Here is a 25,390-nt window from a genome sequence, read left to right on the forward strand (position 1 = left end):
ATCACGAGCGCACTACCGGGAACCGACGAGCGGCCCGCGGGAACATTCCGTGAGCGGATCACACCCCGACGGGAACATTCCGTGAGCGCTGACACATGCGACGTCGGTGTGGGACGAGGACCATTGCTCGGCCAGAAAGCGAAGGAGGTTCGTCCTGCGGTGACGTGCGGTGTAGTGCACGGTCCAGTGGCTGACGCGCTGGGCCAGTGGTGCGGTCAGGTCTGCTTCACCGAGTGTGGTGACTTGAGCGGCGGTCCAGCGGGTGAACTCCTCCAGAAGGTGGGGACGGTCGTCGAGAAAGTAGTCGACGACCGCTTCGGCGTAGTTGTGGTACCGGAAGCGGATGGTGCCGTCGGGCTGCAGCTCGGCGTTAGCCGTGTGGGTCAGTGCCACGACCCCCAGTCCCTGCTGTCCGTTGCGGGGTTCGGGCCTCTCGTTGAGCGCCGTGGCCAGGCTGGCGGATGCCCGGTAAATCTTGTCGGAGCTCGCGCCCTCCAGTACGGCTGCAGCCAGAAGGTAGTTGCGGTAGGCGCTGTCGCTGTGGGTGTTGTGCCAGTTGAGAAGTTCGGTGCGCCAGTCTTCGGCGGCCTTGACTACTTCCAGGACCAAGCCCTTGAAGTACTCGGTGTCAGGTGCCGCGTCGGATCCGAGGCTGCCTTTGTGGCGTTCGATGTCCTCGGTGGTGATGATGGCGTTCGCCCAAGCCGCCATCTTCGCCGGCAGGAGGGGGGCGATGCCCCTGCTGATGGGATCGGACGATAGCCAATTGTCGATGTTGATCGCGAACGGCGCCTGTAGCAGTTGCTTGCGCAGGATGTGCTCGCGTGGTGGCCCTTCCAGGGGCCTGGCGATTTCGGTTGCTCCCTGACCGCATTGGGCCCAGGCCGCGGTGCTCATGAGGACGACAAGACAGGATCCCTCGGGCAGCTGGTCTGTGTCCTCGACCAGTTCGTGGCCGAAGCCGACTGGAGGCTGTTCGGCGCGCAGGTCCAGGATCCATCCGGTATGAGGCTCTTGGAGTCCTGCCATGTCGAACGGCGCATTTGGTTCCCGGCGTACCTGACGGATGGTGTCGCCAACGCGGCGGCGCAGCACGTCCAGGGCAGTGCTGAAGCGGCCGCTGCCGTCTGCTCCTGTCAGGACGACGACCGGCCATTGGTCCAGGATCTTGCTGATGGCCTGGTCGTCGTCTTCGTCGCGGACGTAGGTCTTCAACTGCGTGGCGACTTCTGCTGGGGGTAGTGCGATGCCCCGCAGTCGGCGGATTCCCTGCTCAATGAGGGTGCCGATGACAATGCCGCGGTTCGTGCCGATGCGCTGGCTGACCTGTCCGCTCCAGCTGGACTCGGTGAGCTCATCGTGGAGATCCGTGTCCCCGGAGCTGCCGTCGTCGTCAGGAGATTTTTGCTCTATAGGAGCGTCGGACTCCTCCGATGCATGCGGCACCGCGGGCTCATCGGGGAGGTCGGGACCAAGCGGGGCTTCACGCCCGCCAGGTTGGTGCAGGTTGGATAACTCCGTCGGTGTGTCAGGAGCCGGCCCTGCGAGGGGATGTGCAGGGGGTGGGGCAGCGGTCGGGGGCGCATCCGGCGTCTGCGGCATTGGGGCGCTGGAGGTCACGGGCAATCCTTCTTGAGCCTGTCGGGACAGTGAGGTTCAGCGCTCGGGCCGGCTGGGTGGGCTACCGATGTTCCGGGCGCGCATGCCGGTGACTGTGGCGCCTTCGGCAACAGTGGTGATGTCCTGGTCTGTCCCCGCGTAGCCGCTGATGGTGTCATCGGCATGCATGCCGGTGACATGGCCCTGCACGGTGTGGATCTTCTGCCGTGAGAAGGGGCCGGAGGGTTGCCGGTCCTCCTCTCCCTGGAACGTCAGCCGTTGCCCGTAGAGGTCTTCTAGCCTGCCGCGCAGCCTCCCGAGCATCCGTAGCAGCTCGGCATTGCCCACCTCGACGGGTGTCGCACCGCGGTGGTACGCGCCAAGAGCGTCACGCAGCAGCTCCAGCTCGCCCTGGTGCACCGCGAGTTGTTCCTCGTCGACGGTCAGCGGCAGGGCTAACTCGCCCCGTAGCGGCACGGGTGCTGCCAACTCGGTCTCAGGGGTGCCTCGCCGGTCCAGCAGATTCTCAAGCCGCTGGTAGAGGAATGTGAACGTGGCAGGCAGCCCCGCACCGAGCAGTGCGGACAGAGCACTGAAGTCAGACATGAACTCCCCCTGGCTCGCGTCGATTCATGTCAGAAATTCTCGCTCGCTTACCGACCACGAAATCGCCCCTTTGGAAACATGACCGAAAGGCGTCATCCCCCTTCCGGCACGTGCGTTCCCTAAACATCAGGAGTCACTTTCGTCACGCGCCGACGGTTTCACTTATCGCATCCGCGGCCTGGCTCTGCGCCCGGATTCTCGGATACGGAACCCGCGTCCGATCCGGCTTCCTGGCCATGCGGTGGCAGGTGCCCGTGTAGCCGGTAGACCAGCTCATCAGGGTGTCTGGCCAGGCGTTCTCGGCGCCACGCCGCATCGAAGGAGAGCTGGCCACGACTCCGGGCCGCGGCCCAGGCGGCGCGGCTGCTGGTGAGAGGAGACAGCAGTAATCGCACGAGAGTCAGACGCATACCGTTCAGCGTGGCTGCCTGAATTCCGGCTGACCGACCCTTTTCCCGCACTCCTGAACCTCGGGACGCGTCCGCATCAAAAACAAGACAACACCATATTGGCGAGCAATGTTCTTCCCCGCCAGGGGCTGCACCTTCCGTTCCTTACGGACAGAGTTACATTCCCCCTCTCATCACGCAGAGAGCGAATACCTGAGCGGATATTCCGATCGGGCGCAAGGGCGGCTTCCGGTCTGTGCTGCGATACCTGCCCAGGGCACGGGCCAGTTGTGGGTAAGTCGCAAGGCAGTCATGCGGTGTTCCGGCGTCTGCGCGCGCTCGTAGGAGAGCAGCCAAGAGTCGCTCAGTGGGCGGCCATGGCGTCCACGTCGTGGACAGTCCAGCCGCGGGCCGTCACCGCCTCGATGTGCGGTTCGGCTCTTGTGCGGTGCGCCGCGAAGGCGAGCAGGTGAGTGGGGCGGGTGGCGCCGACGAAGACGAGTTGCGCCGCGCGCTGGATCGTGACCAGGGCTTTGGAAGCGTCTTGCTGTCGGCTCAGGAGTCCGAGGACTTCGTGTACGTCGTACTTCTTGCCGCTGCGTTCCAGGCATTCGAGGATGAGTGTGGCCGCGTGGGTTTCGCCTTTGGCGCTCTGGATCGATCCCGCAACCGACGCCACCACGCCCTGGTCCGCATCAGGCGACGCATCGGGCACGGGCGCTGGCTGGGCGACGTAAGGGATGTGGGCAAGGGGGTCGGCGAGACGGGCGACGCCCTTCAAGGGGCTCTGGGTCAGGTCCGGCAGCAGCCGCAGAAGCCGGGCGGTGAAAACTGCCCATTCAGCGTGGCTGTCGAGTGGGCTCGTCAGCAGGTCGTGCAGAAGCAGGCGTGCCCGGCCTCCAGCTGTCGCCGGGTCTCGGTCCAGTCGTCTCAGCGGGGGCAGGGCGCCGGAACTGGCGAGTCGGGCTACGTCACGCATCGCTTTCCACAGGAGCGTGACGGCTGCGTGGTTGTCGCCGGATTGCCGAAGCGCCTGGGCGGTGCGGGTCACCGTGATGAAACTGCCGGTTGTCTGGACCGGCGTGGCGGTGAAGCCGGGTACGTAACAGGAGAGGGACTGCGGAAAATCCTTGGCGCTTCCCCGGATGAGGCGGGCGCCCAAGACGCGGGGCGGGTTGTCCAGGAGCAGCTGGCGAGGGACCGTGATCGCTGCCATCCGTTCGAAGGCCGGTACAACATCGGCGACGGTATCGTCGTCGAAGAGCAGCAGGGCGATCTTCCCGTCGTGGCCGGCGCCGTCAATGCGTTGGCGGCGGTGGACCGTGAGGTCGCTGGCGAGTGCTGCGATCTTGCTGCCGAACCTGCGGCTGACGGGGAGTTGAGCGGCGTGCGGCAGGGGGAACGACGAGGGCTGTACGGCATCCGGTGCGTCGGCGAGGATGCGCTGGTTGACGTCACCCACACGCTGGACGACCGTGCCCAGCGGGCCGAAGACCTTATCGAGCAGGCGTTGCTGGAGGTCGCTGGTGTCCTGCATTTCGTCCAGGAGGACGAAGGGAAAGCGGTGGGCGACAGCCAGCGCGAGCTGGGGGTGATGAAAGAGGTGATGCTCAGCGAGGGCAAACATGTCGTGGTAGCGGAAGACGCCTCGCTCCGTGAGCATCTCTTTAAGAGCGGCGAATTGTTGGCCACTGTCACTGGACGCTTTGAAAGGAGGTGTGCCGCCAGGTCCTGTCGCGATCAGCTCTCCGGCGTCGCACACGTATCGGGCCTCGGCGACGAGTCCGGAGCCGTTCGTGCGATGCCCGAGCGCGGTGTTGAGTTTCCGGAACCGGGGGTGGCGTTCGAGCAGCCGGAGGGCTTCGTCCGCGTAAGTGTCGTCGTCGACGGTCTGGACTTCAATGCCCCGGGACCGTAGGGACGGCAGGGCGAGGAAGGTGTTCGTGAAGGCCTGGATCGTGCCGATGAAGTGCGGGTACTGCAGCAGGCGGCGTCCCGCCGGTGTGGCGGTGAGGCGGTTGGTGATCTCGTCCTTGGCCGTGTTGGTGTGGGACAGGACGCAGATGCCGCGAGTGAGCGAGTTCCATCCCTGGCCCATCAGGGCGAGCTTGAGCCCGATCAGGCTGGTCTTGCCCGAACCGGGAGCTGCTTGCAGGTCCAGGCGCTCAGCGCTCTGGATGAAGTCCCACTGTTCCTGGTGCGGCAGTTCGAGACCGAGCTGCTGGGCGAGCGCCTCGACCTTGTCCTTGATGAAGACGTCGGGCGCGTACAGGCTTGTCATCACTCAGACCTCGCTGCACAGATACGTGAAGGCGGCCACGAGGTAGGGCGGCAGATCGTCCTCGGTCACGGGTGTGGTTTGCAGGAGCCGGGCCGCGTGGTGCGCGGCGATCGGCTTGCTGCCCCGGCCCATGCGCAGCGGCTCATAAATGTCCAAGGCCGCCTGTTCCAAGGGAACGTTGCTCTCTCGCCACTTCTTGACCTCCTCCTGCGCGGCACGGTCGAGGTCGGCGAGCTTCTCTGCGGTGGGCCAGGTGGTCTTGGAAGCGACGGCGGTACGGACTGCCTGGTGCATGAGGGTCGCCATGGTCCAGGAGGCGGCAGCCAGGTCGTACTCCAGCGTCCAGTGGTTGGAGACGAAGGTGCGTACGTGGCCGCTGTCCTCCACCGTGAGTGCGGCAACGTGATCAGTGATCTGCTGCGCGGTCATCTCTGCCGAGCACTTCAGCTTCCTGCGCATCTCCTCCGAGGTGCCGGCGGGAACCAGGTCCCGGTCCCGGATGCAGGCCACGGCGACCGGGATCTGCTCGTCGTCGCGCTGAAAGATCCGGCTGTAGCGGAAGAGGCCGACGCCGCCGACGTTGACGACGCTGACACCGCATTCGTTGAACGACCGGCCGACCGCCTGTGCGAGAGCGGGCAGAACGATGGCTTCGGCGTCGCCTTCGACGATGGCGACGCTGCGGGCGAAGAACAGATTGGCCTTGGTCACATCGAGGAAGCGCGTGAGGAAGGCGTAGTCGCCCTCGTCGAGCCGGGTCAGGCCCGGTGCCAGGCGGAAGGTGGATCCACGGGCCACGAGGGTGAGGTGTTCGACCGGGATGGCCGAGGCCAGGTTGGGGCTGTGAGTGGTGAGGATGACCTGGACGGGCGGTTTCCCAGCCGTCTTAGCGTCAGCGCGTTCCCGTAGGAGGTCCATGATGCGGGTCTGCAGTTGCGGGTGGAGGTGGGCTTCGGGTTCCTCGATCAACAGCATGGGCGCGAAGGCGCTGTTGCCGAGCAGCAGCAGTTCGGCAGCCATGAACAGGGCGTTGTTGTAGCCCAGTCCGTGTCTGGTCCACTCCCCCGTGCCCGCGAACAGCGTCAGCTCCAGCCGCTCCAGCGCACGGGCCAGGGTGGCGTCACCGGCGACGCCGATCTCGGCGCGCAGGACGTCGGAGCCGATGGAGAACTTGTTCAGGTAGCCGGTGTTGATGTCCTTCCGGGCCGCGGCCACCGCCTCGTTGTCACCGATGTGTCGTTCCGCGCGGCGCAGGATGCCGACCAGGGTGGTGGCGCTGTCGCTCTCCTCGTCGAAGTCGTCGTCGCCTTGTGCACGCATGGCCGGGTACCCGGCGAGGATCTGCGAGAGCCGCGATCCCCGGCCGGAGCGCAGTTCGGCCTCGGCATCCCGCAACGGGCGCAGGTAGGTGGCCTTCAGCAGTTCGCGTGCGGCACCGTCCAGAGCGGGTCCCTGCCCGTCGCGGCCGGTGCGCGTGGTGACCGAGACCCTGTAGGGAGGCAGCGGCTCCATCAGCTCCGCTTTGACGGTGACGTAGAGGGCGACGTTGCCGTCGTCGTCGGTGGTGAGCAGTTCCAGGAAGACCCCTTGTTCTTCCGTCGTCAGATCCTTGAAACCACAGGTGATCTTGAAGGCCTCCGCACGGCCGCCTGGCCCGACGTGGAAGTCGTCGCGCGTGATCCGGTAGTAGTCAGCCGCTGTGGTCAGCAGGCACAGGCGGATCGCGTCAATGATGGCTGTCTTGCCGCTGTCGTTCTCGCCGACGAGCACGTTCGTGGCGGGACCGAAGTCCAGGCTCAGACTGGCGTCCGTGTCGCCGTTCTTCAGTGGTGCCGAACCGAAGATCCGGAAGTTCTCCGCGTACAGACAGGCAAGGTACAACGACGTCCCCCGAGCAATGCGGCCCGGGCCCCGGATGGCCCAGGCGGTCACAACCGCCTCAAGTACCCCACCCGTACGCGGTTCTGACGCATCATACGATTCATCACAACACTTGTGTCCCGTCAGGGGAATCCGTCTCCAAAGCTGGAAATGGACACGTCAGATATGCCACTCCAGCAGCAGGGTTGAACCGTCGTAGCGGCGCGCCGCCGGGAGGGGTTTGTGGACCTCCACGGCCGACGTGGCTGACAGCAGGAAGGCACCTGTGCGCGGCCAGGGGATGGGGCGCGGATTGGGCGCCTCGGCGGGTTCACGCACCGCCTGCGTGGATCTTCTGGAGGAATCGCGACGCCCAACAGTCCCTACGAACTCACCACACCCCAGGAAGAAATGCGAGGACGTGCGATCACCCCCGGACTACTGAGACTCGGGCTTGCCGGATTCCTCCCGGGTGATGTGGTTGACGAGTTCCCCCGGCTCTACATCGAGTCCAGCAGCGATCTCCAGAAGGGTGAGCACGCTGGGGCTGCGCTGCCCATGCTCGATATAGATGAGTCCGCGGAAACTCAACCCGCTGCGCTCCGCGAGCTCTTCCAAGGTGTATCCCCGGCCTTCCCTGAGGCGTCGGATCTGCATGCCGAGGGACAGGAGTCGGGGATCTGGTGACGGTTCGCGTGGTGGCACACAGCGACACCACCCGCGCAACTTCTCCCAGACCATGAACAGCTGTGCATAATCGGGCTTCAGGCTGGAAATCCTGCACGTGAGCACACGTGAATGGTCGTGCGGCTGCGGCGCCACTCGCCCATACGCCTCGCCCGACGTAAACGGCCAAACCCAGGTGTGACAGCAGGCCACTAGCTCACTAGCAATGAACGAGAACACATGGCCAGACCCGTGTTGCCATTCGATCGATGGCACAAGTCATATCCAAAACCCCACCGAGGTGACACACCCTGTAAGTGCGGGACCAGGAACCGCCCCCTCTACCCGTCAGCGGACCACGGACGGGGACTCCGCTGGCAAGCTCGCCACGTCGATCACCTCAGGAAAGAGCACAGAGAGTCATTCGCTACCTGGGAGGAAGCCCTCGACCGGCTCGGCCAACTGGCGACCCAACATACGACCGCGACGGCCGCGAGCCAGTCGGCACGCGGTGCACGGGTCGCATTCTTCGGCGCGCAGATGATCGAGCGCAAACGGAAGAAGAAAAAGAGACCCAGCACGATCAACACCTACGAGAGCCACCTCCACAATCACATTCTCCCGTTCGCGGGAAACCGCCTGCCAGCATCGCTGCGGCGGCGGGATTCGATGGCCTTCATCGATCATCTGTTGGAAAAGACCAACCTCAGATCAGCCCGGACGATTGTCCAGATTTTCAAGACGTGGCGCATTCTCATCCATTACATGATGGACGAAGATATCCCGCTGCCCGCCAACATCGTGTCCCGCATCGAACTTCCCGAAATCGACGACACCAGAGTCTCCCTGACTCCCGAGCAGGTGGCCGCAGCCGCCTTGGCCATGCGGGAGATCGAGCCGCGCTACGAGATCCTGGTCTGGCTCGGCGCATGCGCAGGACTACGTGCCGGCGAGGCCCTGGGCCTGACGCGGGCGTGCGTGGGCTGGCAGGAGAACCTGCTCTACATCCAAGAGCAGCGTCAGCGCGGCAAGGCCGCACCGCTCAAAACGAAGGCCAGCTACGCGACCCTGCCTGTGGATCACTTCCTGATCGAGCAACTGGCGGCCCATGTGGCCAACTTCAGCGAGCCGGAAGCGATCACCCACGACGCAGCGCGCAAGCGTCGGGCTCGGGGTCACGTGGAGCCACTTGACGAAGGGCTCATCGTGACAAATCGGTGCGGGAGGCCCGTACAGAGCAGCGACTTCAACGAGAAGTGGCAACGGGTTGTCGCCCGGGCCGGGCTCCCTGAACGCGCCCGTTTCCATGATCTCAAGGGCTTCTACACCTCCACCCTCGGCGGCCCAGGCCAGCATGATCCGAAGACAGTCCAATCCCTTTCACGTCACGCCCGGTTCACCGAAACCTGGGACACCTATGCCCGCCCGCCGAAGATTGCGGAAGGTCTGACGGTGACTGCTTTCGGCGAGGCATTCCACTCGATCCTTTAGCACCCAAGGGGTGTTGAGTTCAGGCTTGGTGGGGTCGATGTCGACCGCGACGATACGGGACGCACCAGCGAGCCTGGCGCCCTGGATGGGGAGCACGACGTGGCTTCGTTCGCCCCGAAGTAACGTGCTTAGCCCCATGAACTTGGCCCGCCCACCTGAATCATCGAAACGATCAACCCATGGCGCGGACCGTCTCCGGAGGATCTCCGGCCTGTTCCCGGAGGTCGCGGAAGGTGAGCGCGAGGAGTTGGGTTATAGGGCGTTCTTCAGGGTCATCAGCCCACGCCATGAGGGCCAGCTGGAACGCGGAGAGGCTGGCGTGCACGAGCACACGCGCACGAAGGTGCGCATCCGCACCCTCGAGTCGCTCAGCGACGATGGGTGTCATCAATTCAGACCACACCAAGTGCTTCTCGAGGTTGCGGGCGCGAACAGACGGGGTGTTCGCCAGCAGACGCATCGCAACCTTGTCGTGGGCCCTCTCAGGTCCCCGTCGGATGAGGGCTGCATAGGCAGCATGCAACGACGTCATGACAGGCTCGTCGAGCGGGCGATCCAGTAGCGCATCGCGCACGAACTCACCGTTGGCCTCGAACAGGCCGATCACCATGTCTTCCTTCGCGGCGAAGTACCGATGCACGCTGCGGGCCGAGATGCCGGCTTCCTCGGCGATCTGCTCGATCGTCACGGACTCGAAGCCGTGCACAGCGAACAGGTCGACTGCCACGTCGGAGAGTCGTTGGCGGGCCGCATCGCGTGCGATGGCACGTAGTCCTCCAGCCCGGTTGTGGGCTTGGTCGTGGACGTGGTCTCCAGCTTGGTTCACGGCGATATTGTACCCTTCGTGTCAGAGTCTGACATCAATGGCGTAGCCTGCCATCTTCAACCGAAGGGACCGGACCATGCAGGAACGAGCACTAGGGCAGCAGGGCCTGACCACATCCGTGATCGGCTACGGAGCGATGCGCATCGCACTCGGCGATGACGAGAGCACGGACTCCGCGTCCATCGCTGCGATCCGTCGCGCTTACGACGACGGCGTCACACACTTCGACACCGCAGAGCTGTACGGCTGGGGTCGAGGGGAGAGGTTGTTGGGACGGGCGCTGGGCCCGGTTCGTGACCAGGTGACGATTGCCACGAAGTTCGGCTTCGAGTTCCCGCTCCGGCCCAACTCACAGCTGAGGCACGTGCGCGAGGTCGTCGACAACAGCTTGCGCAACCTCGGGGTCGACCACATCGACGTGTTGTACCAGCACGTGCACGACCCCGCCGTGCCCGTCGAAGAAGTCGTCGGCGTGATGAAGGAGTACGTGGACGCGGGCAAGGTCAAGTATCTCGGCCTCTCCAACACAACCCTCGAGAACGTTCGCAAGGCGCACGCCGTGCACCCGATCAGCGTCCTGCAGACGGAGTACTCGATCTTCTCGCGCCAGTCGGAAGCGGCGTTCCCGGCGCTCGAGGAGCTCGGGATCGGCGCGGTCGCCTTCTCCCCAATCGCTCGTGGGTTCCTCAGCGGCACAATCACGCCCCGCGAGGCCTTCGACGAGGGCGATTTTCGCAGGAACTCCCCTTGGTGGTCGCCGCAGAACTTCGACGCGAACGTCCGGATCGTCGAACAGCTGACAAGGCTGGCCGAGAGCAAGGGGGCGACGCTCTCGCAACTTGCACTGGCGTGGCTGGTGGCCCGGAAGCCGTACATCGTGCCCATCCCAGGATCGGGGAACGCCGAGCGGGTCGCCCAGAACAACCTCGCCGCCAAGCTTGAGCTCAGCGCCGACGACCTTGCCTTGATCGACCAGATCGCACCGAACGGGGGACACGCCCACTAGCGGCAGAGACTCTGTTGGTGATGTTGTCCGGAGTGCTGACGGTGGGGCCCTCGGATGGTTCGCTGGAAGGCCTGTACCGCCTGGCGGACAGGCTCCGCCGGCCGGCTCCAGTTTATGTGAAATCCGTCATGATGTGATGTTGATGCCGCTTTTATAGTGTGCGAGCAGATAAGTACGAGGTGGCTGGAGGCGACGGACGTGACCGTCATGACGTCACGGGTGGGGAACCTGCCCGCGGCGTTCAACACGTTCGTGGGCAGGCGCCATGACATCACCGAAGTGCACCGCGTCCTCGGCTCGGCGCGGCTGCTGACGCTCACCGGGCTGGGCGGCGTCGGAAAGACGCGGCTGGCGCTGGAAGCAGCGGCCAGGGCCGGGAACGCCTTTCCCGACGGGGTCTGGCTGGTGGACCTCGCACCCGTGCGGGAGCCCTCGGCGGTGGCGAGTGCGGCAGCCGCCACCCTGGGGATTGCGGAGCAGGGCACCCGGCCCACCCTCGGCCGGCTCGCCGAGCACCTGGCCGGGCGCCGCGCGCTGATCGTCCTGGACAACTGCGAACACATCGTCGACGCTTCCGCCGAGCTCGCCGCCGCGCTGCTGTCGGCCGGACCCGGGGTGCGCGTCCTGGCGACGAGCCGGCAGACGCTCGGCATCGCAGGCGAGCACGTGTTCACCGTGCCGCCCCTGAAGGTGCCCGACGACGCGGTCGAACTCCTGCGGGACCGGGCCACCGCCGTACGGCCCGACTTCCGTGTCACCGACGCGAACTGGGACGCGGTCACCCGGCTGTGCGCGGACCTGGACGGCCTGCCACTGGCGATCGAGCTGACGGCGTTCCGGCTGCGCACGCTCAGCGTCGAACAGGTGGTGGCCCGGCTGGCGGACCGTTTCACGCTGCTCACCGGCGGCAGCCGGACCGTACGCCCCCGGCAGCGCACGCTGCGCGCGCTGATCGACTGGAGTTACGAGCTGTGCTCCCCGGCCGAGCGACTGCTGTGGAACCGGCTGTCGGTCTTTGTCGGCGGCTTCGGCCTGGATGCGGCCGAGGAGGTCTGCGCCGACAAGGGCGACGAAGGCGGCGAGGGCGAGGGCGTCCGTACGCACGAGGTGCTGGACCTTCTAGACCGGCTGGTCGCCCAGTCCGTCGTCCTGCCTGCCGGGCACGAGGGCCAGGGCCCGCCGCGCTACCGGCTGCTGGAGACCATCCGCCAGTACGGCCGGGAAAGGCTCGCCGAGTCCGGCGAGAAGGAGCGCCTGCTGCGGCGGCACCGCGACTTCCACCTCACTCTCGCCGAGCGGATCGCCGACAACTGGTACGGCCCCGGCCAGGAGGAGGCCCTGGCCCGCCTGCGCGTCGAGCACCCCAATCTGCTGGCGGCACTCGGCCACGACGACGACCCGCAGGCCACCCTCGCGCTGACCGCGGCACTGCGCTTCCACTGGTGTTCCGGCGGATTCCTCGGCGAAGGGCGGCGACAGCTCGAGCGGGCGCTCGCCGCCGCGCCCGAACCCACTTCCGCCCGCGCCCGGGCGCTGTGTGCCGCGTCCTGGGTGGCCCTGCTCCAGGGCGATCATGCGTCGGCGGACCAGTGGCTCGCGGAGGCCGGTGAGCTGGGTGAGCAGCAAGAGGATCCGGTGGTGAGCGCGCAGGTCATGGGCTTCCGCGGCTCATTGGCGGCCTTCCAGGGGCAGCTGGAGGACGCTGTGGGCCACTATGAGCAGGCGGTCGCCGCCCACATGGCGGGCGAAGGTGGAGCCTCGGCGGTCTTCCCTCTGTTCCTGCTGGCTGCCGCTCGGATCAGCCTCCGGGACCCGCGTGCGGTGGAGGCATGCAGCCAGGCGGTCGCGCTGGCGGAGGCGCACGGTGAGCGGTGGGGTCGCGCGCACGCGCTGTGGGCGCTGGGCTATGACGCCCTGGAGCGCGGCGACCTGGAGGAAAGCCTGGCGCTTCTCCGGACCGGGCTGGAGATGGAGCGGGGCTTCAACGAACCACTCAGCGCCGCGCTGATGCTGGAGACGCTCGCCTGGGTCACCGCTTTGCGCGGCGAGTACGAGCGGGCGGGACTGCTGCTGGGTGCCGCGCGCGGACTGTGGCGGGACATCGGCACCGGCATCTCCGTGTTCGGCCCGCCGATGGTCGAGCAGCACGCGCGGTGCGAGCAGTCGATCGTACGAGCTCTGGGCCCGGAGGCATACGATCGGGCCCTCGTCATCGGAGGCGGCCACGACAGCCCGGCCCGCGCCATCGACCACGCCCTGGGCACCGGCACCCCAGCCCCAGTCCAAGCTCCAGCTCCAGCCCCAACCCCGAGCGTCCTCAGCGGCCGGGAGCGGGAGGTGGCCGCGCTGGTGGCCAAGGGCATGAGCAACCGGCGGGTCGCCGCCGAGCTCAAGATCGGGACGCGCACCGTCGAATTCCACGTGGGGAACATCCTGGCCAAGCTCGGCTTCGGCAGCCGGGCGCAGGTGGCTGTCTGGTGGGCCACGCAGCAGCCTCCCACCCCGTAGAACCACCAGATCGGCGGAAACCGGTATTCCCACGGTGGTGGGACAGGTACCCCGGGCCCGACTCTTGTGCCACGTCACGGCAGGCCGAACTCCCGGCGCACGGCGGCCTCTAAGGCCTGCCGGGCACCGCGCCGTGAGGGGGGTCGTGACGCGCCGGTACGCGCCTGGCGCAGCCGTCCGTCGACGCCCTGAAGCGGTCAGCCGCAATCCCGCACATCACGCACCCGGAGAGCGCAGAGCCCATGAACAGACCTGTCATCGACGAGGCCCCCGCCTCGCACCGCGAACCCACGGCCGCGCCGCCGCGCCGGTCCCTGAGCCTGGTCACCGGCGGCCCCCTCGCCAGGCCCCGCACCATCACCCTGCTGGCCGCCCTTGTGCTGGGGCTGATCGCCACGCTGATGGGCCCCATAGGGAAACTGCCGTCCGCACAGGCCTACGACGGCAACCCCCTGTTCCGGATCGGAACTGACGGCAAAAACCAGTACATGAATTTCATCGACAACATCCGCGTGCGCGTCGCTGACAGCGGCTCCAACCGGGTACCAGGTGCTGGGGGCTACCAGATAATGCACACCCCCACCAACCCTTCCGCGCCGTATCTCCAGGTCGACATCCAAATGTGGGGCAGCAACAACTACGTACGCCTGCAACTGAACCGGGAGAACCTGTACCTCCTCGGCTGGTGGGACCGCAACAACGTCTACCACTACATGGGCAACCGCCCTGTCGCACGGGACGGCCAAGAGGCCTCGCGAATAGAGGGCGGATGGACGCGCCTCCCCGACAGGGTCGCTCGGACTTCCTTCGGGGAGGGCTACGGCGCCCTCGAAACCGCAAGCGGCGAGAGCCGTTCACACATGAACATCAGCCGCGACACCATCAGCTCTGCCGCCTGGTACCTGTACGACTCCAACGACAACAGGAACATGGCACGGGGTGCGCTGAGGATGGCTCAGTTCATCTCGGAAGCCGTCCGGTTCCGCGGCATGCGGAACTTCATAGCCCCGATCATGGGCCGTGACTCCAACCTCCTGATCCCTGCGCGGCTGGTCGAGCAGCAAAACTACTGGGGATCACTGAGCAGCCGCTTCAACTTCCTCCTCCGCCAGCCCGCGGGCTACGTCGACCCCACCCCTGCAATTGGCTACCGAGTCTCCTCGGAAACCATCGTCTCGGCGGTCCGTCTCCTCACGGCTGCCCTGTATGCGCAGTACGTCCTCGGGACAGCGAAGGGCCGCTGACTTCCTCCCGCTCCAAGCTCCCGCACCAAGCGTTTGAGCAGGAGCAAGGCCGACAGGCCGCGACTGAAGCCCTGCCCGGGCGCAGCTCCGTGAAGCTTTGAAAGGAAAGACGATGCGAAGAAGGAATCCGGCCGGCACGGTGACCGCCGCCGGCGCCGCCGCCCCCATCCCGAGACGGCGACGGAGGGCCGCCGGACTCGTCGCCACCGGCCTGTGCCTGCTCCTTGGCGCCGGTACGGCACTGATGACCGCAGCCCCCGCACAGGCCGACATCACCAACGGTCTGATCCTGCGCTACAAACTGGACGAGACCTCCGGCACCGTCGCCCACGACTCCTCCGGCCAGAACCACGACGGCACGGTCAACGGCACCGCCGACTGGAAGGGCGATCAGGGGCTGAGCTTCAACGGCTCCAACACCTACGTCAAGCTGCCGGACAACATCATGGCCGGCCTGAACTCGATCACCGTCGACTTCGAGACGTGGATCGACCCGACCATGGGCACTCCCTATTTCCTCTACGGGCTCGGCAACACCAGTGGCTCCAACGGCAACGGCTACCTCTTCACCACCGGGAACAACTTCCGCACCTCGCTGTCGATGACCGACTACACCGCGAAGCAGGACATCCAACCCTCGGGTGGCCCCTACCAGCTGACACGCGGCATGTGGAAGCACGTCACGTACACCCAGACAGGCACCACCGGCATCCTCTACGAGAACGGCGCGGAGAAGGCTCGCAACACCAACGTGACGATCACCCCCGGCTCGATCGGCAACGGGACGACCGTCGCTGACTACATCGGCCGCTCGCTGTACTCCAACGACAAGTACTTCAAGGGCCGGATGCGTGACTTCCGCATCTACAACCGGGCGCTGTCCCCCTCCGAGGTGCTGACGAACGCCGGTGCCACCGAAATGGAGTGGGCGCAGATACAGGCCATCACCTCCTACAACGGCGCGCTCACGGCCTTCCAGGACAACACCGGGTACGGACCGGTGATCATTTTCCCCAAGGACTACGCCGGTGACTGGAACAACCCGGAGATGCCGCCCGGGTGGACCGACAACTACGGGAACACCCCCACCTCCTGGCCCGACTTCACGCGCGGGATCAGTCAACTGTTCACGACCAGCGACCTCTACGCCCTCGAGGACGCGGTCACCGCTCAGGTGCAGCCGAACGGCGACAGCACCTACCGGCTGGACGTCTCCTACGACGGGTCGATCGACCAGGTGGTGGTGAAGACCAACGCCCCCTCCTCGGTCACCGCCCCGTTGACCGCCCAGTACCCGGGCAAGCTCGTGATCCAGAGTGACAAGGCCCCGGACGGCAGGTGCGCACCGTACGAGACCGCCACGGCCAACGACATCGCCGACCCCGCGACGCCGAAGAGCGGTGTCAGTGACGGACGGACCTCGCTCCAGTGGCAGCAGGTCCAGGCCCTGGCCGACTACAACTGCGCGCTCACCGCGTACGACGACCCCACCGTGGGACCGGTGCTCGTCTTCCCCTCCGACTACACCGGCGACATCAACAACCTGGCGAAGCCGCCCCACTGGACGTCCACGGACGCGCAGATCCCGACCGACTGGCCCACCCCGACCACCGCCAAGAGCGCTCAGTTCACCTTCGCCCAGATCCAGGCCATCCAGACCGCGGCCGTCAACCAGATCGCGGGCGCCAGCAGCGACACCACCAACTACGGCGTGACCGTCCGCTACGACGGCGTGACCGACAAGGTCGTGGTGACGACTGACGCTCCCGCGTCCGTCACCGACCCGCTGGTGGCCGCCTACCCCGGCAAGGTGGTGATCAGCACCGTGTCCGCAGCCACCTTCAGCGACTAGCTGGAAGCTGCTGAAAATCTCTTGTTGCGGGGCTGTTCGGCCGTAGGCCGGGCGGCCCCGCATCCACCTTCGGCAGGTGAGGTTCCCCAGTCATGCGGGAGGTACTGATCAGCTGGGCAGCAGTCACGATGAACCGGCCGATGCCGCGGCTCACGCGGATGCCGTCGGCGGCAGACAGCATGAGGCGCCCCGCCGAGGATCCTGCGTAGAACTCGCTACCGAGGCCTGACCGGCACCCACGTGCACCACGTCCTGACCGCCATGGCCTGCAAACCTCAGCCGCTCGCAGACTAGATGTCGACGCCGCCGGCAGAGACGCCTTCGGAGAGCGTCGGCAGGAGCACGCGGGACACCGCGGCGGCGTCGTGGTGGATGCTGTGCGTGCACGGTCGCAACTCGGTTCCGGTGCCAGGCAGTTCACCGGTGCCCTCGTTGCGTGCGTACCGCGGGTGGGAGCCGCCGGCTATCAGCAGACGGATCCGGTGTCCGGCCTTGACCTCGTGAGCGCAGGCGTCCAGTCGCACGCGCACGGTCTGCACCTGGTCGAGGGGCGAGGCGGGATCCAGCCGGACGAGTCCTTCGGCGAAGTTGCGGGACACACCCTTGGGGTCGACGTCGCAGAGTCGTACGAAGACGTCGCCGTGCGGGTTGCTCCGGGTGTGGGCGAGATCGACGACCGGTGTGCCCATGATCTCCAGCGGCGCGCTCAGCGGGTCGGTGGTGAAGGTGAGCACATCGGGGCGGCTCTCCAGCTTCGCGTTGTCCTTGACCCCGCCGTCGAGGGTGAGCAGCGGGCCACCGAGAGTCGGGGTGGGATCCGCCGGGTCGTAGACGCACGTGGACGGCGCGCCGCCGCTCGGCTCGTCGGCCAGGAGCTTGCCGCCCGGCTGCAGGTAGTGCACGGTTTCGCCGCCGCCCGCAGGGGGCCATTCGGCCAGGTGTCGCCAGGCTCCTTGCCCGGTGACGTACACCTCGACGGAAGGTTCGGGCTTCGGGTGGGATAGCGCCTCGTCGGCGAGGTAGGTCTGGAGCCATTCGAGGTTGCCGCGGAGCAGGCGCCCCATGCCTTTCTGGCCCAGTTCGTTGTGGGTCCAGGGGCCGACGGTGAGCGAGACGTCGACCCCGCGAGTACGCAGCGCCTGGTACTGGTGCAGGGTCTGGTCGACGAAGAGGTCCTGCCAGCCTGCGGTGAGCCGCACCGGGACGTTCGCCCGCTCAAGGGCGTCGTCGAGCTTGAGCCGGTTCCACACGGGGTCGTCGGAGTTCGGGGTGGTCAGCCATTCCCGGAACCATGGCGCACGGTGCCCGGTCGCCTCATCGGCCGCGTCGGCCAGCGGGAGGGCGCCGAAGACAGGGGCGAGCCGCCGGTTGATCGTCAGCCCCCGGGCCAGACCCCGGAGCCCGGTGAATCGCTCCTGGTGGACAAGGGTCGCCGCCCAGGACAGGAAGTCGTTCAGATGGAAGGCTCCGGCTCCGTACACCCCGTCGTGCATGTCGTGCGGGGCTACGGCGATCAGGCAGGTACGCAGCTCAGGGGGCGGGTCCATCAGCAGGGCCCACTGGGTCCAGCCCACGTAGGAACCCCCGACGGTCGCGAGCCGTCCGTCGAACCACGGCTGGGTCCGCAGCCAGGCCACCCCGTCCTGCGCGTCGTCGACCTCATTCGCCATCGGGTAGAAGTCTCCCGTGGAGCCGAACGTGCCACGGCAGCTCTGCAGCACGACGTGATACCCGTGGCCCGCGTAGACCCTCGCCTCCAGATCACCCGGGAAGCCGCGCCCGTACGGGGTGCGCACGAGGACGGTGCCCCTCGGTTCATCCGTGACGGGTGCGTAGTGATCTGTCACCAGGACGGCGCCGTCACGTGCGGGCGTCGGCAGATTCCGCTCGACCCGGTAGTCGCATCGCGTGGCCGGCAACCGCATCAGGCGGGTCAGGAGCCGGTCCGCCGCGCGGGCGGCCAAGCTCGGCGGCGCCAAAGTGGTGTGAGGTGGAAGCGTGGTGGTCATTGCCTGATTTCCGGTTCTGTTCGGTGGGCGGGTTCGGGACATGACTCGCCGGTGCGAGGTTCAAGGACGGACGCGCAGCACGGCCCAGCGCGTCGGCTCTGTGGTCGGGCACATCACCCGGCTGTACGACCTGTCAGGGCGGAGGCGATCGCTGATTCCAGGTGAGTGAAACCGAGTTGAGCCTGTCGTGGCTGACGCTGCAGCCGACGAAGAGGCGCTCGATGATCTGCCGCTTGAGCACCAGGAACAGCTTCTGACCGTCGTCGCGTTCGGAGACTGCCCCATGTGGGCTCGAGAGCGGCCAAGCAATGCGTTATAGCAGGTCGAGCGTGGCGCGACGACATGCCGCTTCCGACTGCGAGTTGATCACCGCTGCCGTCGGCGAGGCATCCCGACTTCCCGGCCGCTGCCCTCGGGCCATCGATCGTCATCGTGTCGAAGCCGGTTCAGGGGGAGTCCGGCGATGCCGCTGTGCGTCCGGGTCATTGCTCACGGGGAGTCGTTCCTTTGCGGGTTCAGAGGGTGCGGCGAAGCGCGTCGAGGATGTCCAGGGCGCGGGTGTCCCCCGCGCCCTGGGCGTCATTGCTGACGAAGCCGAACCCGACGCGATGAAGCGGGTCGGCGAAGGCGAGCTGGCCACCGGCGCCGTCATGGCCGAAGGACGACGAGGTCAAAAACGGCCGGGCGGGGCTGTCGAGCATGAAACCCGTGCCCCAGTTGGGCTGTGGCAGGCCCTGAAGGCCCAGCACCTGGTCCCCGGAGGACTGTGTCCGCACCATGTCCGTCAGCACGTCCGCAGGGAGAGGCTCGGTCGCCGGCGTGGGCACGATCGTCGAGGACCAGATCTCGGCGAGGGCCCGTGCGGTCGCGACCGCCCCGCCGCCGGGGACCTCGGCGGCCTGGATGTCAGGGTCGTTGAAGCCGGTGCCCGTTCCGGCGAGGGTGCCGGGGAAGGCGCCGCCGAGAGTGACGGCCCTCTTCAATGCGGCGAACTCCGGTGGGAGCGGCAGCGCCTCGACGTCGAGGTCGGGGGCCATAGCGAGAACCGCCACCGACTCAAGTTCCTTCTGCGGCACGCCGAACCAGGCACGGGCGCCGAGCGCTCCGGTGACCAGTTCTGCGAACGCCTTACCCACGCTCTGGCCGGTGACGCGGCGGACCACTTCGCCGACCAGCCAGCCGTAGGTGAGGGCGTGGTAGCTGTAACCGATTCCGGGTTCCCACAGGGGTGCCTGAGCCGCGAGCTTGTCCACGACAGGATGCCACGCGAGGATGTCGGTCTTCGTGATGTCTTCGGTCGGATAGGACAGGCCGGCCTGGTGCGAGAGCAGCCACCGTACCGGGATGCTCTCCTTGCCTGCTTGGCCGAACTCGGGCCAGTAGAAGCTGACCGGCGTGTCGAGGTCGACCTTCCCGACTTCCACGAGCCGGGCGACGAGGATGGCGAGGAGCCCCTTGCTGCAGGAGAACGTCACGGTGGGGGTGTCCGGGCGCCAAGCGCGACCGTCACGAGCGTCAGCCGCCCCGCCCCACAGATCGATCACCTTCTCGCCGTCGACCATGACCGTCAGCGCCGCGCCGCCGCGTGTGCTGCGGGCCAGCCCCGCGGTGAAGGCGTCTGCGACCTTGCCATAGCCGGCGGCGACTAGACCGTCGTGATGAGCGTGCATGTTGTCCCTCACAAGGGTTCTCGGCCCGGCACCCGCAGGATGCCCATTGGTGAAAGGATTTAGCAAGGCCTCAGGGTCGGGCAATCACCCCTGGCCGGACGACGTCGAGGCCTCCCTCAGGCGTGTAACAAACAGGGATTGGGTGGGACAACTCGCCCGCGAACCCGCCGTCGTCGTGGTGTTCGACGAAGCCCATGAGGTTCCAGCGTCCCGCGCCGTCCTGTACCAGGCGAGGTGCGTAGAGGTTCTCCACCAGCACGGGCCGCGTCAGTGCCATGTCCCACGGGCCGGCGAGGGACGGGCCGGGCACCACCCAGATCTGATGGGCCAGGGGCCGCTCTGCATAGTTGCTGCAGAAAAGCAGAAGCGGCTGGCCGTCGACGACCGCCACCTGCGGAACCTCCAGATGCCCGAATCCAGCCGGCTCGGTCAGCGGCGGCCGAACCTGCCAGTTGAGCAGGTCCGGTGACCAGGCGTGCCCAATCACTCCCCGGCCGTCGACAGGGCCGTCCTTGGCGTAGGCGGTGATGAGCATGTGCCAGCCGTCGCCGGAAGGGTCGGGGAAGACGAAGGGATCGCGCCACGCCTCGCCCGGCCACGCGGAGCGGTCGCAGTCGGCGTACCAGGTCGGATCGGGCTCCACGAGCGGTTTGTCGCCGTGTCGTCGCCAGACGTTCAGGTCGTCCGACACGGCCACGCCTATGCGCTGCACATGGCGGTCCGGGGCCTGGGTGAGGCCGGTGTAGAAGAGATACCACCGCCGGTCCGGGCCGCGGACCACGCTGCCGGTCCAGGTGGCGAGGTCGTCCCAGGCCGGCGCGTCGGCGGCCACGAGGGCGTCGGCGTCGAGTTCCCAGGTGTGCAGGTCGGTGGAGACGGCGTGCCCGATCGACGCCCTTCGGTGACGGCGTTCGGGATCGTGCAGGGCGCGGGAGGCGCGGAGGAAGAAGGCGTGGTGCCGGCCTTCGTCGTCCCGCGCGTACCAGCTGTCCCAGACCCAGTGGTCGGCCAGACGCAGCATGCTTCGGTCTCCTTTACTCCATCGACTTGCTCAATCGATTTAGCATCATGGGGTGCGGTACGGCTCCAGCGCAATGGCCAGTTTTTTGTCGCGGTGCTGCGGACCGGTGATGTCGGTCAGCGCGTGAGGGCGCCGATGGAACCGCGCTCCCGCAGGGGCATCGGCACCCAGCGCACTCCCGGGCCAGGATCCTCCTCAAGCAGCAGCCGGACGGCCAGTCGTCCCATGTCCTCGTGGGGCAGGGCGGCGGTGGTGAGCCCGGGGCGGAGCCAGGTGGCGATGGGATCGTCGTCGAAGGAGACGACCGAGACATCGCTCGGGATGCTCAACCCCGCCTCGGCCACGGCCTGGTAGGCGCCGAGGGCCAGCCGGTCATTCATGCAGATGACCCCCGAGGGCGGGTTGGCCCGCCCCAGCAGCGAGGCCATGGCCTCATATCCGTCCGAGGGTTCCCATTCGGCGGTGGACTCGGCGCCGACGAGCCTCAGGCGGCGGTCGGCGAGGGCTCGCCGTATGCCCTTGAGCCGTGGGCCGACGGCGAGTGACTTCCACGGGTCCCGCTCCTTTTCCTTGGTGCGCCCGATGACGGCGATCCGGCGGTGCCCGCGGTCGAGGAGTGCGGTGGCCACGGTGCGCCCCGCCTCCTCGTCGGCCGGCAGCACGGAGGGCACCGGATCGTCCGAGGTGGCGTTCAGCAGGACCGTGGGCCGGCCCAGGATCTCCTGCGGGACCGCGAGCCTACGGCTGTACATGGCCGCGTAGACGATGCCGTCGACCTGGCGGTCCAGCACCGCCTCGATCGCCTCCCGCTCCAGATCGGCATTGCCCTGGGTCTCGGCGATGAGCAGCACATGGCCCTGCTCCCGTGCCGCGTCGAGAGCGCCCCGGATCATGTCCCCGGCGAAACGCGTGGTGGCAACCGTGTCCGACACGAAGGCGATCGTGGCGCTCTTGCGGGTACGGAGACTGCGTGCGGCGGCGTTGGGACGGTAGCCCAGTTCCTCGGCGGCGGCGAGGACGCGTTGCTGCGCGTCCTCGGACAGCCGCGTTCCCGGCCGCTTGTTCAGCACCAGCGAGGCCGCGGTCGTGGACAGTCCCGCGCGCCGGGCCACATCGGCCAGTGTCACCCGCCGCTGGGGCATGCACTCCTCCATCTGTGGCTCGCGCCGTCCGGTACCTGCGCTCGGGAAGCATAGAACGGGGGCTTGACGAGGCGCCCGGTCGGGCGCATCCTGCTAAAACCTTTGAGCAAGGTACACCGAGATCTCGCCACCGCGGGATACCTGAAGTTCGTCGAGCCGCGAACGGGCCTCCCGCACCATCAGGCGGGCCTCCCCTGAACATCTTGACGCCAGTCGAACAACACCGGCACCGCGCAGATGCCGGACCGTCGCTTGCTAAATCGATAAACCTCTCAGAGCCGCCGGAGATGAACGTGTCCCCTCGCCTGTCCCACCGCAGATTCCAGGCACCCCGACCGCGCAGCAGCGCGGCGGTCGCCCTGGTCGCCGCCACCGCCTTGGTCCTCACCGCCTGTTCGGGGGGCGCGTCCTCGAAGGGCGCTGCCGGGAAGGTGGGCGCCGAGCTCACCTTCGGCGCTCCGCTGTCGCCGCCGAGCCTGAACCCGGCGGTCGGTGACCCCGCCTACGGCTCCTTCTACCAGTGGGCGTACGACTCGCTGGTGGTCATGCAGCCCGACGGCTCGTTCGGTCCCGGCCTCGCGGTCAAGTGGGGCTACGTCGGGAAGGGCAACCGTGCCTACGAGCTGACCCTGCGCGAGGGCGTCAAGTTCAGCGACGGAACGGCGCTGGACGCCCAGGCGGTGAAGACGTACCTGGACTACGAGAAATCCCAGAAGACGGGCAGTATGGCCGGCCTGTTGGGCAGCGTGGAGTCCGTCGAGGCCAGCGGGCCCCTGACCGTGAGGCTCAAGCTGCGCGCGTCCGACCCCAACCTGACGTTCGCGTTCGCCCAGGCGTTCGGCGCGGGGAACATCGTCAGTCCGAAGGCGGTGGGCAAGCCCGCGTCGCTGGACAACGGCACGGCCGGCGCCGGGCCGTACATGCTGGACGCGACCCGGACGGTCGCCTCGGACCACTACACCTTCGTCCCCAATCCGCACTACTGGAACAAGGGTCGGCAGCACTGGAAGCAGGTGACGATCCGGGTCATCCCCAACTCGTCGTCGATGATCCAGGCGATGCGGGCCGGTCAAGTCCAGGCGGCACTGGGCGATGCCACCACGCTCCAGGCTGCCGCGGGCGCAGGACTCACCGTACTGGCCCCGCCGCAGGCGATGACCGGGCTCAACCTCGCGGACCGGCAGGGCAAGGTCAGCAAGCCACTCGGTGACGTACGAGTGCGGCAGGCACTGAACTACGCCGTCGACCGCAAGGCCATCGCCAAGGCGCTGTACGGCGACGAGAAGCTGGCACTCGGCCAGTACGCCCTCCCCGGACAACCCGCGTACGACGCCTCCCTCGACGCCACCTATCCCTACGACCCGGCGCGGGCCAAGAGCCTCCTCGCCGCGGCCGGATACCCGGACGGGTTCACACTCCCCGTGCTCGACACCACTCTCGTCGGGCTCGACAAGATGACGCAGGCGGTCGCCGGCCAGCTCTCGAAGATCGGCGTCAAGCTCAAGATCACCACGAAGCCGACCGCGAGCGACTACTTCGTCGCGATGACCTCCGGGAAGTATCCGGCCCCCGTGATCGGCTACGGCCTGGCCAACATGGCCACGCTGCACGTCGGCTTCGTCAATCCGCAGGGACCGTTCAACCCCTTCCACGTGTCCGACCCGCACCTCGACGCGCTGTACAAGCAGTACTTCGCGGCGGACGAGAAGGACAGCGCCGCCCTGCAGAAGCAGATCAACGCCTACCTCACGAAGCAGGCATGGGCGCTTCCCGTCGTGGGCTCACCGCTGAGCTACTACCTCGCCAAGGGCCTGACCGGTCTGGATGCCACGACGGCCAACGCCGGGGTTCCCTGGCTCACCGAACTGCGCCCGGAGAAGTGATGAGCGCACCCGTGAGCAGAGGTGACCGATGCTGAGGCTCGTCCTGCGTCGGCTTGCCTGGGCCGTCCCGCTGGCGCTCGTGGCCTCGGCGGTCTCCTTCGTCCTGGTGGCGCTCCTGCCGGGTGATGCCGCTCGCTCCCTGCTGGGGCAGAACGCCACCGAGGCCCAACTGGACACCGCACGCCACGAACTGGGCCTGGACCAACCCCTGTGGGTCCAGTACTGGCGGTGGCTGTCCAAGGCGCTGCACGGTGACTTCGGCACCTCGCTGATCAACCGGCAGCCGGTGACCTCCCAACTCGACGACCGGCTCTGGCCGTCGCTGTCGCTGATCATCGGGGCCACCCTCCTCGCCGCCGCCGTCGGGATCCTGCTCGGAGTCCGCGGCGCCCAGCGAGGCGTGCTGGGCCAGGCGGTCAAGTCGGGATCGATCATCGGCCTGGCCGTTCCCGACTTCTGGCTGGGGCTCGTCCTGGTCGTCCTCTTCGCCGTGCAGCTGCCCTTCTTCCCGCCCACGGGCTACGTACCACTGCCCGAGGACCCGGCGGCGTGGTTCGACTCCCTGGTCCTGCCGGTCGTCACCCTGGCGGTCCCGGCCACCGCCGTGATCGCCAAGCAGAGCCGCGACGCCGTGGCGACCGCGCTCGACCAGCCCTTCGTACGGACACTGCGGGCGGCCGGGGTGCCGGAACGGTCCGTGGTCTACCGGCATGCCCTGAAGAACGCCGCGGTCCCGGTCCTCACCGTGATCGGCACGGTGTTCGTCGGCGCCCTCGGCGGGGCCGTGGCCGTGGAGTTCATCTTCGCCATCCCCGGGCTGGGAAGCACCGCCGTCCAGGCGACCGCCTCTCACGACCTGCCACTGATCGAAGGAGTCGTCGTGTACTTCACGATGATCGTCATCGCGGTGAACCTCCTCGTCGATGTGGCCTACCACGTCGTCAACCCGAGGGTGCGCATGTCATGACGACGAATGCCATGAACAGAGAGGTCTCCCAGGCCTCCTCGCAGCCGGTGAAGTCGGCTCCCGAACCCTCAGTGCTGCGCCGCCTCCTCGGTCGCCACCCACTGGGCGCTGTGGCTGCGGCCTACCTGGCTCTGCTGGTACTGGCCGGACTGTTCGCCCCCGTCATCGCGCCCTACTCACCCGATGAGCAGGACCTGAGCACGGTACTCAGCGGCCCGTCGGGTGCGCACTGGCTGGGCGCGGACACGGTCGGCCGCGACGTGCTCAGCCGTCTCCTGTACGGCATCAATCCCGCGCTCGTGAACACGCTCACCGCGCTGGCGGTGTTCCTGCTACTGGGTGTGCCTCTGGGCATCCTCGCCGGCTACCG

At 67.2% G+C, this 25,390-nt stretch carries 17 protein-coding genes and 1 pseudogene; 8 read left to right on the forward strand and 10 right to left on the reverse strand.

The window, feature by feature from the left end; translation table 11 throughout:
* Positions 1–12: 12 nt before the first annotated feature.
* The 5 genes from ABZ855_RS46760 to ABZ855_RS46780 all read right to left on the reverse strand — a co-directional run bounded on the left by ABZ855_RS46760 (position 13) and on the right by ABZ855_RS46780 (position 7,476).
* Complete coding sequence (locus ABZ855_RS46760) at positions 13–1,446, reverse strand: hypothetical protein (protein WP_360819675.1); 1,434 nt, start codon at positions 1,444–1,446, stop codon at positions 13–15.
* Between the two features lie 210 nt (positions 1,447–1,656).
* Entirely contained in the window at positions 1,657–2,205 is a 549-nt protein-coding gene (locus tag ABZ855_RS46765; protein ID WP_360819678.1) for a hypothetical protein, read from the reverse strand.
* Positions 2,206–2,958: 753 nt separating this feature from the next.
* Positions 2,959–4,875: a UvrD-helicase domain-containing protein gene (locus tag ABZ855_RS46770; protein WP_360819681.1), complete on the reverse strand. Its 1,917-nt coding sequence runs from the start codon at positions 4,873–4,875 to the stop codon at positions 2,959–2,961.
* Between the two features lie 3 nt (positions 4,876–4,878).
* Positions 4,879–6,807 (reverse strand): AAA family ATPase, encoded by a 1,929-nt coding sequence (locus tag ABZ855_RS46775; protein WP_360819684.1) that lies wholly within the window; start codon positions 6,805–6,807, stop codon positions 4,879–4,881.
* 366 nt (positions 6,808–7,173) lie between these two features.
* Positions 7,174–7,476, reverse strand: a complete 303-nt coding sequence (locus tag ABZ855_RS46780; protein WP_360819720.1) for a helix-turn-helix transcriptional regulator — start codon at positions 7,474–7,476, stop codon at positions 7,174–7,176.
* 465 nt (positions 7,477–7,941) lie between these two features.
* Between ABZ855_RS46780 and ABZ855_RS46785 the strand changes: the two genes are divergently transcribed.
* Positions 7,942–8,892: a tyrosine-type recombinase/integrase gene (locus ABZ855_RS46785; RefSeq protein ID WP_360819687.1), complete on the forward strand. Its 951-nt coding sequence runs from the start codon at positions 7,942–7,944 to the stop codon at positions 8,890–8,892.
* Between the two features lie 172 nt (positions 8,893–9,064).
* On the opposite strand, the gene ABZ855_RS46790 is transcribed toward ABZ855_RS46785, so the two are convergent.
* The gene (locus ABZ855_RS46790; protein ID WP_360819690.1) at positions 9,065–9,718 is read right to left on the reverse strand and encodes a TetR family transcriptional regulator; all 654 of its coding nucleotides are present in this window, start codon (positions 9,716–9,718) and stop codon (positions 9,065–9,067) included.
* Positions 9,719–9,794: 76 nt separating this feature from the next.
* Here ABZ855_RS46790 and ABZ855_RS46795 point away from each other — a divergent pair, with 76 nt between their 5' ends.
* The 4 genes from ABZ855_RS46795 (at position 9,795) to ABZ855_RS46810 (ending at position 16,328) form a co-directional block, all read left to right on the forward strand.
* Positions 9,795–10,724: an aldo/keto reductase gene (locus ABZ855_RS46795; protein WP_360819693.1), complete on the forward strand. Its 930-nt coding sequence runs from the start codon at positions 9,795–9,797 to the stop codon at positions 10,722–10,724.
* A 207-nt stretch (positions 10,725–10,931) separates the two neighbouring features.
* Positions 10,932–13,232, forward strand: a complete 2,301-nt coding sequence (locus tag ABZ855_RS46800) for a LuxR C-terminal-related transcriptional regulator (protein ID WP_360819723.1) — start codon at positions 10,932–10,934, stop codon at positions 13,230–13,232.
* A gap of 242 nt (positions 13,233–13,474) precedes the next feature.
* On the forward strand, positions 13,475–14,476 hold the full coding sequence (locus ABZ855_RS46805) for a ribosome-inactivating family protein (protein ID WP_360819696.1): 1,002 nt from the start codon (positions 13,475–13,477) through the stop codon (positions 14,474–14,476).
* A 112-nt stretch (positions 14,477–14,588) separates the two neighbouring features.
* Entirely contained in the window at positions 14,589–16,328 is a 1,740-nt protein-coding gene (locus tag ABZ855_RS46810) for a LamG domain-containing protein (protein ID WP_360819699.1), read from the forward strand.
* 290 nt (positions 16,329–16,618) lie between these two features.
* On the opposite strand, the gene ABZ855_RS46815 is transcribed toward ABZ855_RS46810, so the two are convergent.
* The 4 genes from ABZ855_RS46815 to ABZ855_RS46830 all read right to left on the reverse strand — a co-directional run bounded on the left by ABZ855_RS46815 (position 16,619) and on the right by ABZ855_RS46830 (position 22,170).
* Positions 16,619–18,337: a CocE/NonD family hydrolase gene (locus ABZ855_RS46815; RefSeq protein ID WP_360819702.1), complete on the reverse strand. Its 1,719-nt coding sequence runs from the start codon at positions 18,335–18,337 to the stop codon at positions 16,619–16,621.
* A gap of 515 nt (positions 18,338–18,852) precedes the next feature.
* Positions 18,853–20,007, reverse strand: a complete 1,155-nt coding sequence (locus tag ABZ855_RS46820; RefSeq protein ID WP_360819705.1) for a serine hydrolase domain-containing protein — start codon at positions 20,005–20,007, stop codon at positions 18,853–18,855.
* Between the two features lie 70 nt (positions 20,008–20,077).
* Entirely contained in the window at positions 20,078–21,028 is a 951-nt protein-coding gene (locus ABZ855_RS46825; RefSeq protein WP_360819708.1) for a glycosyl hydrolase family 32, read from the reverse strand.
* Between the two features lie 116 nt (positions 21,029–21,144).
* Positions 21,145–22,170 carry a LacI family DNA-binding transcriptional regulator gene (locus tag ABZ855_RS46830; RefSeq protein WP_360819711.1) on the reverse strand — a complete coding sequence of 342 codons (1,026 nt, stop codon included), beginning with the start codon at positions 22,168–22,170 and terminating at the stop codon, positions 21,145–21,147.
* A 293-nt stretch (positions 22,171–22,463) separates the two neighbouring features.
* On the opposite strand from ABZ855_RS46830, the gene ABZ855_RS46835 reads away from it, so the two are divergent.
* The 3 genes and pseudogenes from ABZ855_RS46835 to ABZ855_RS46845 form a co-directional block, all read left to right on the forward strand.
* Positions 22,464–24,053, forward strand: a complete 1,590-nt coding sequence (locus tag ABZ855_RS46835) for an ABC transporter substrate-binding protein (protein ID WP_360819714.1) — start codon at positions 22,464–22,466, stop codon at positions 24,051–24,053.
* Positions 24,054–24,081: 28 nt separating this feature from the next.
* Positions 24,082–25,020 carry an ABC transporter permease gene (locus tag ABZ855_RS46840; RefSeq protein WP_360819717.1) on the forward strand — a complete coding sequence of 313 codons (939 nt, stop codon included), beginning with the start codon at positions 24,082–24,084 and terminating at the stop codon, positions 25,018–25,020.
* Positions 25,017–25,390, forward strand: a pseudogene (locus ABZ855_RS46845) (ABC transporter permease); the annotation flags it as partial. The gene ABZ855_RS46840 and the pseudogene ABZ855_RS46845, both read left to right, overlap by 4 nt.

Origin of the sequence: Streptomyces sp. NPDC047042 (genome assembly GCF_040644035.1) — a bacterium.
GTDB lineage: Bacteria > Actinomycetota > Actinomycetes > Streptomycetales > Streptomycetaceae > Streptomyces.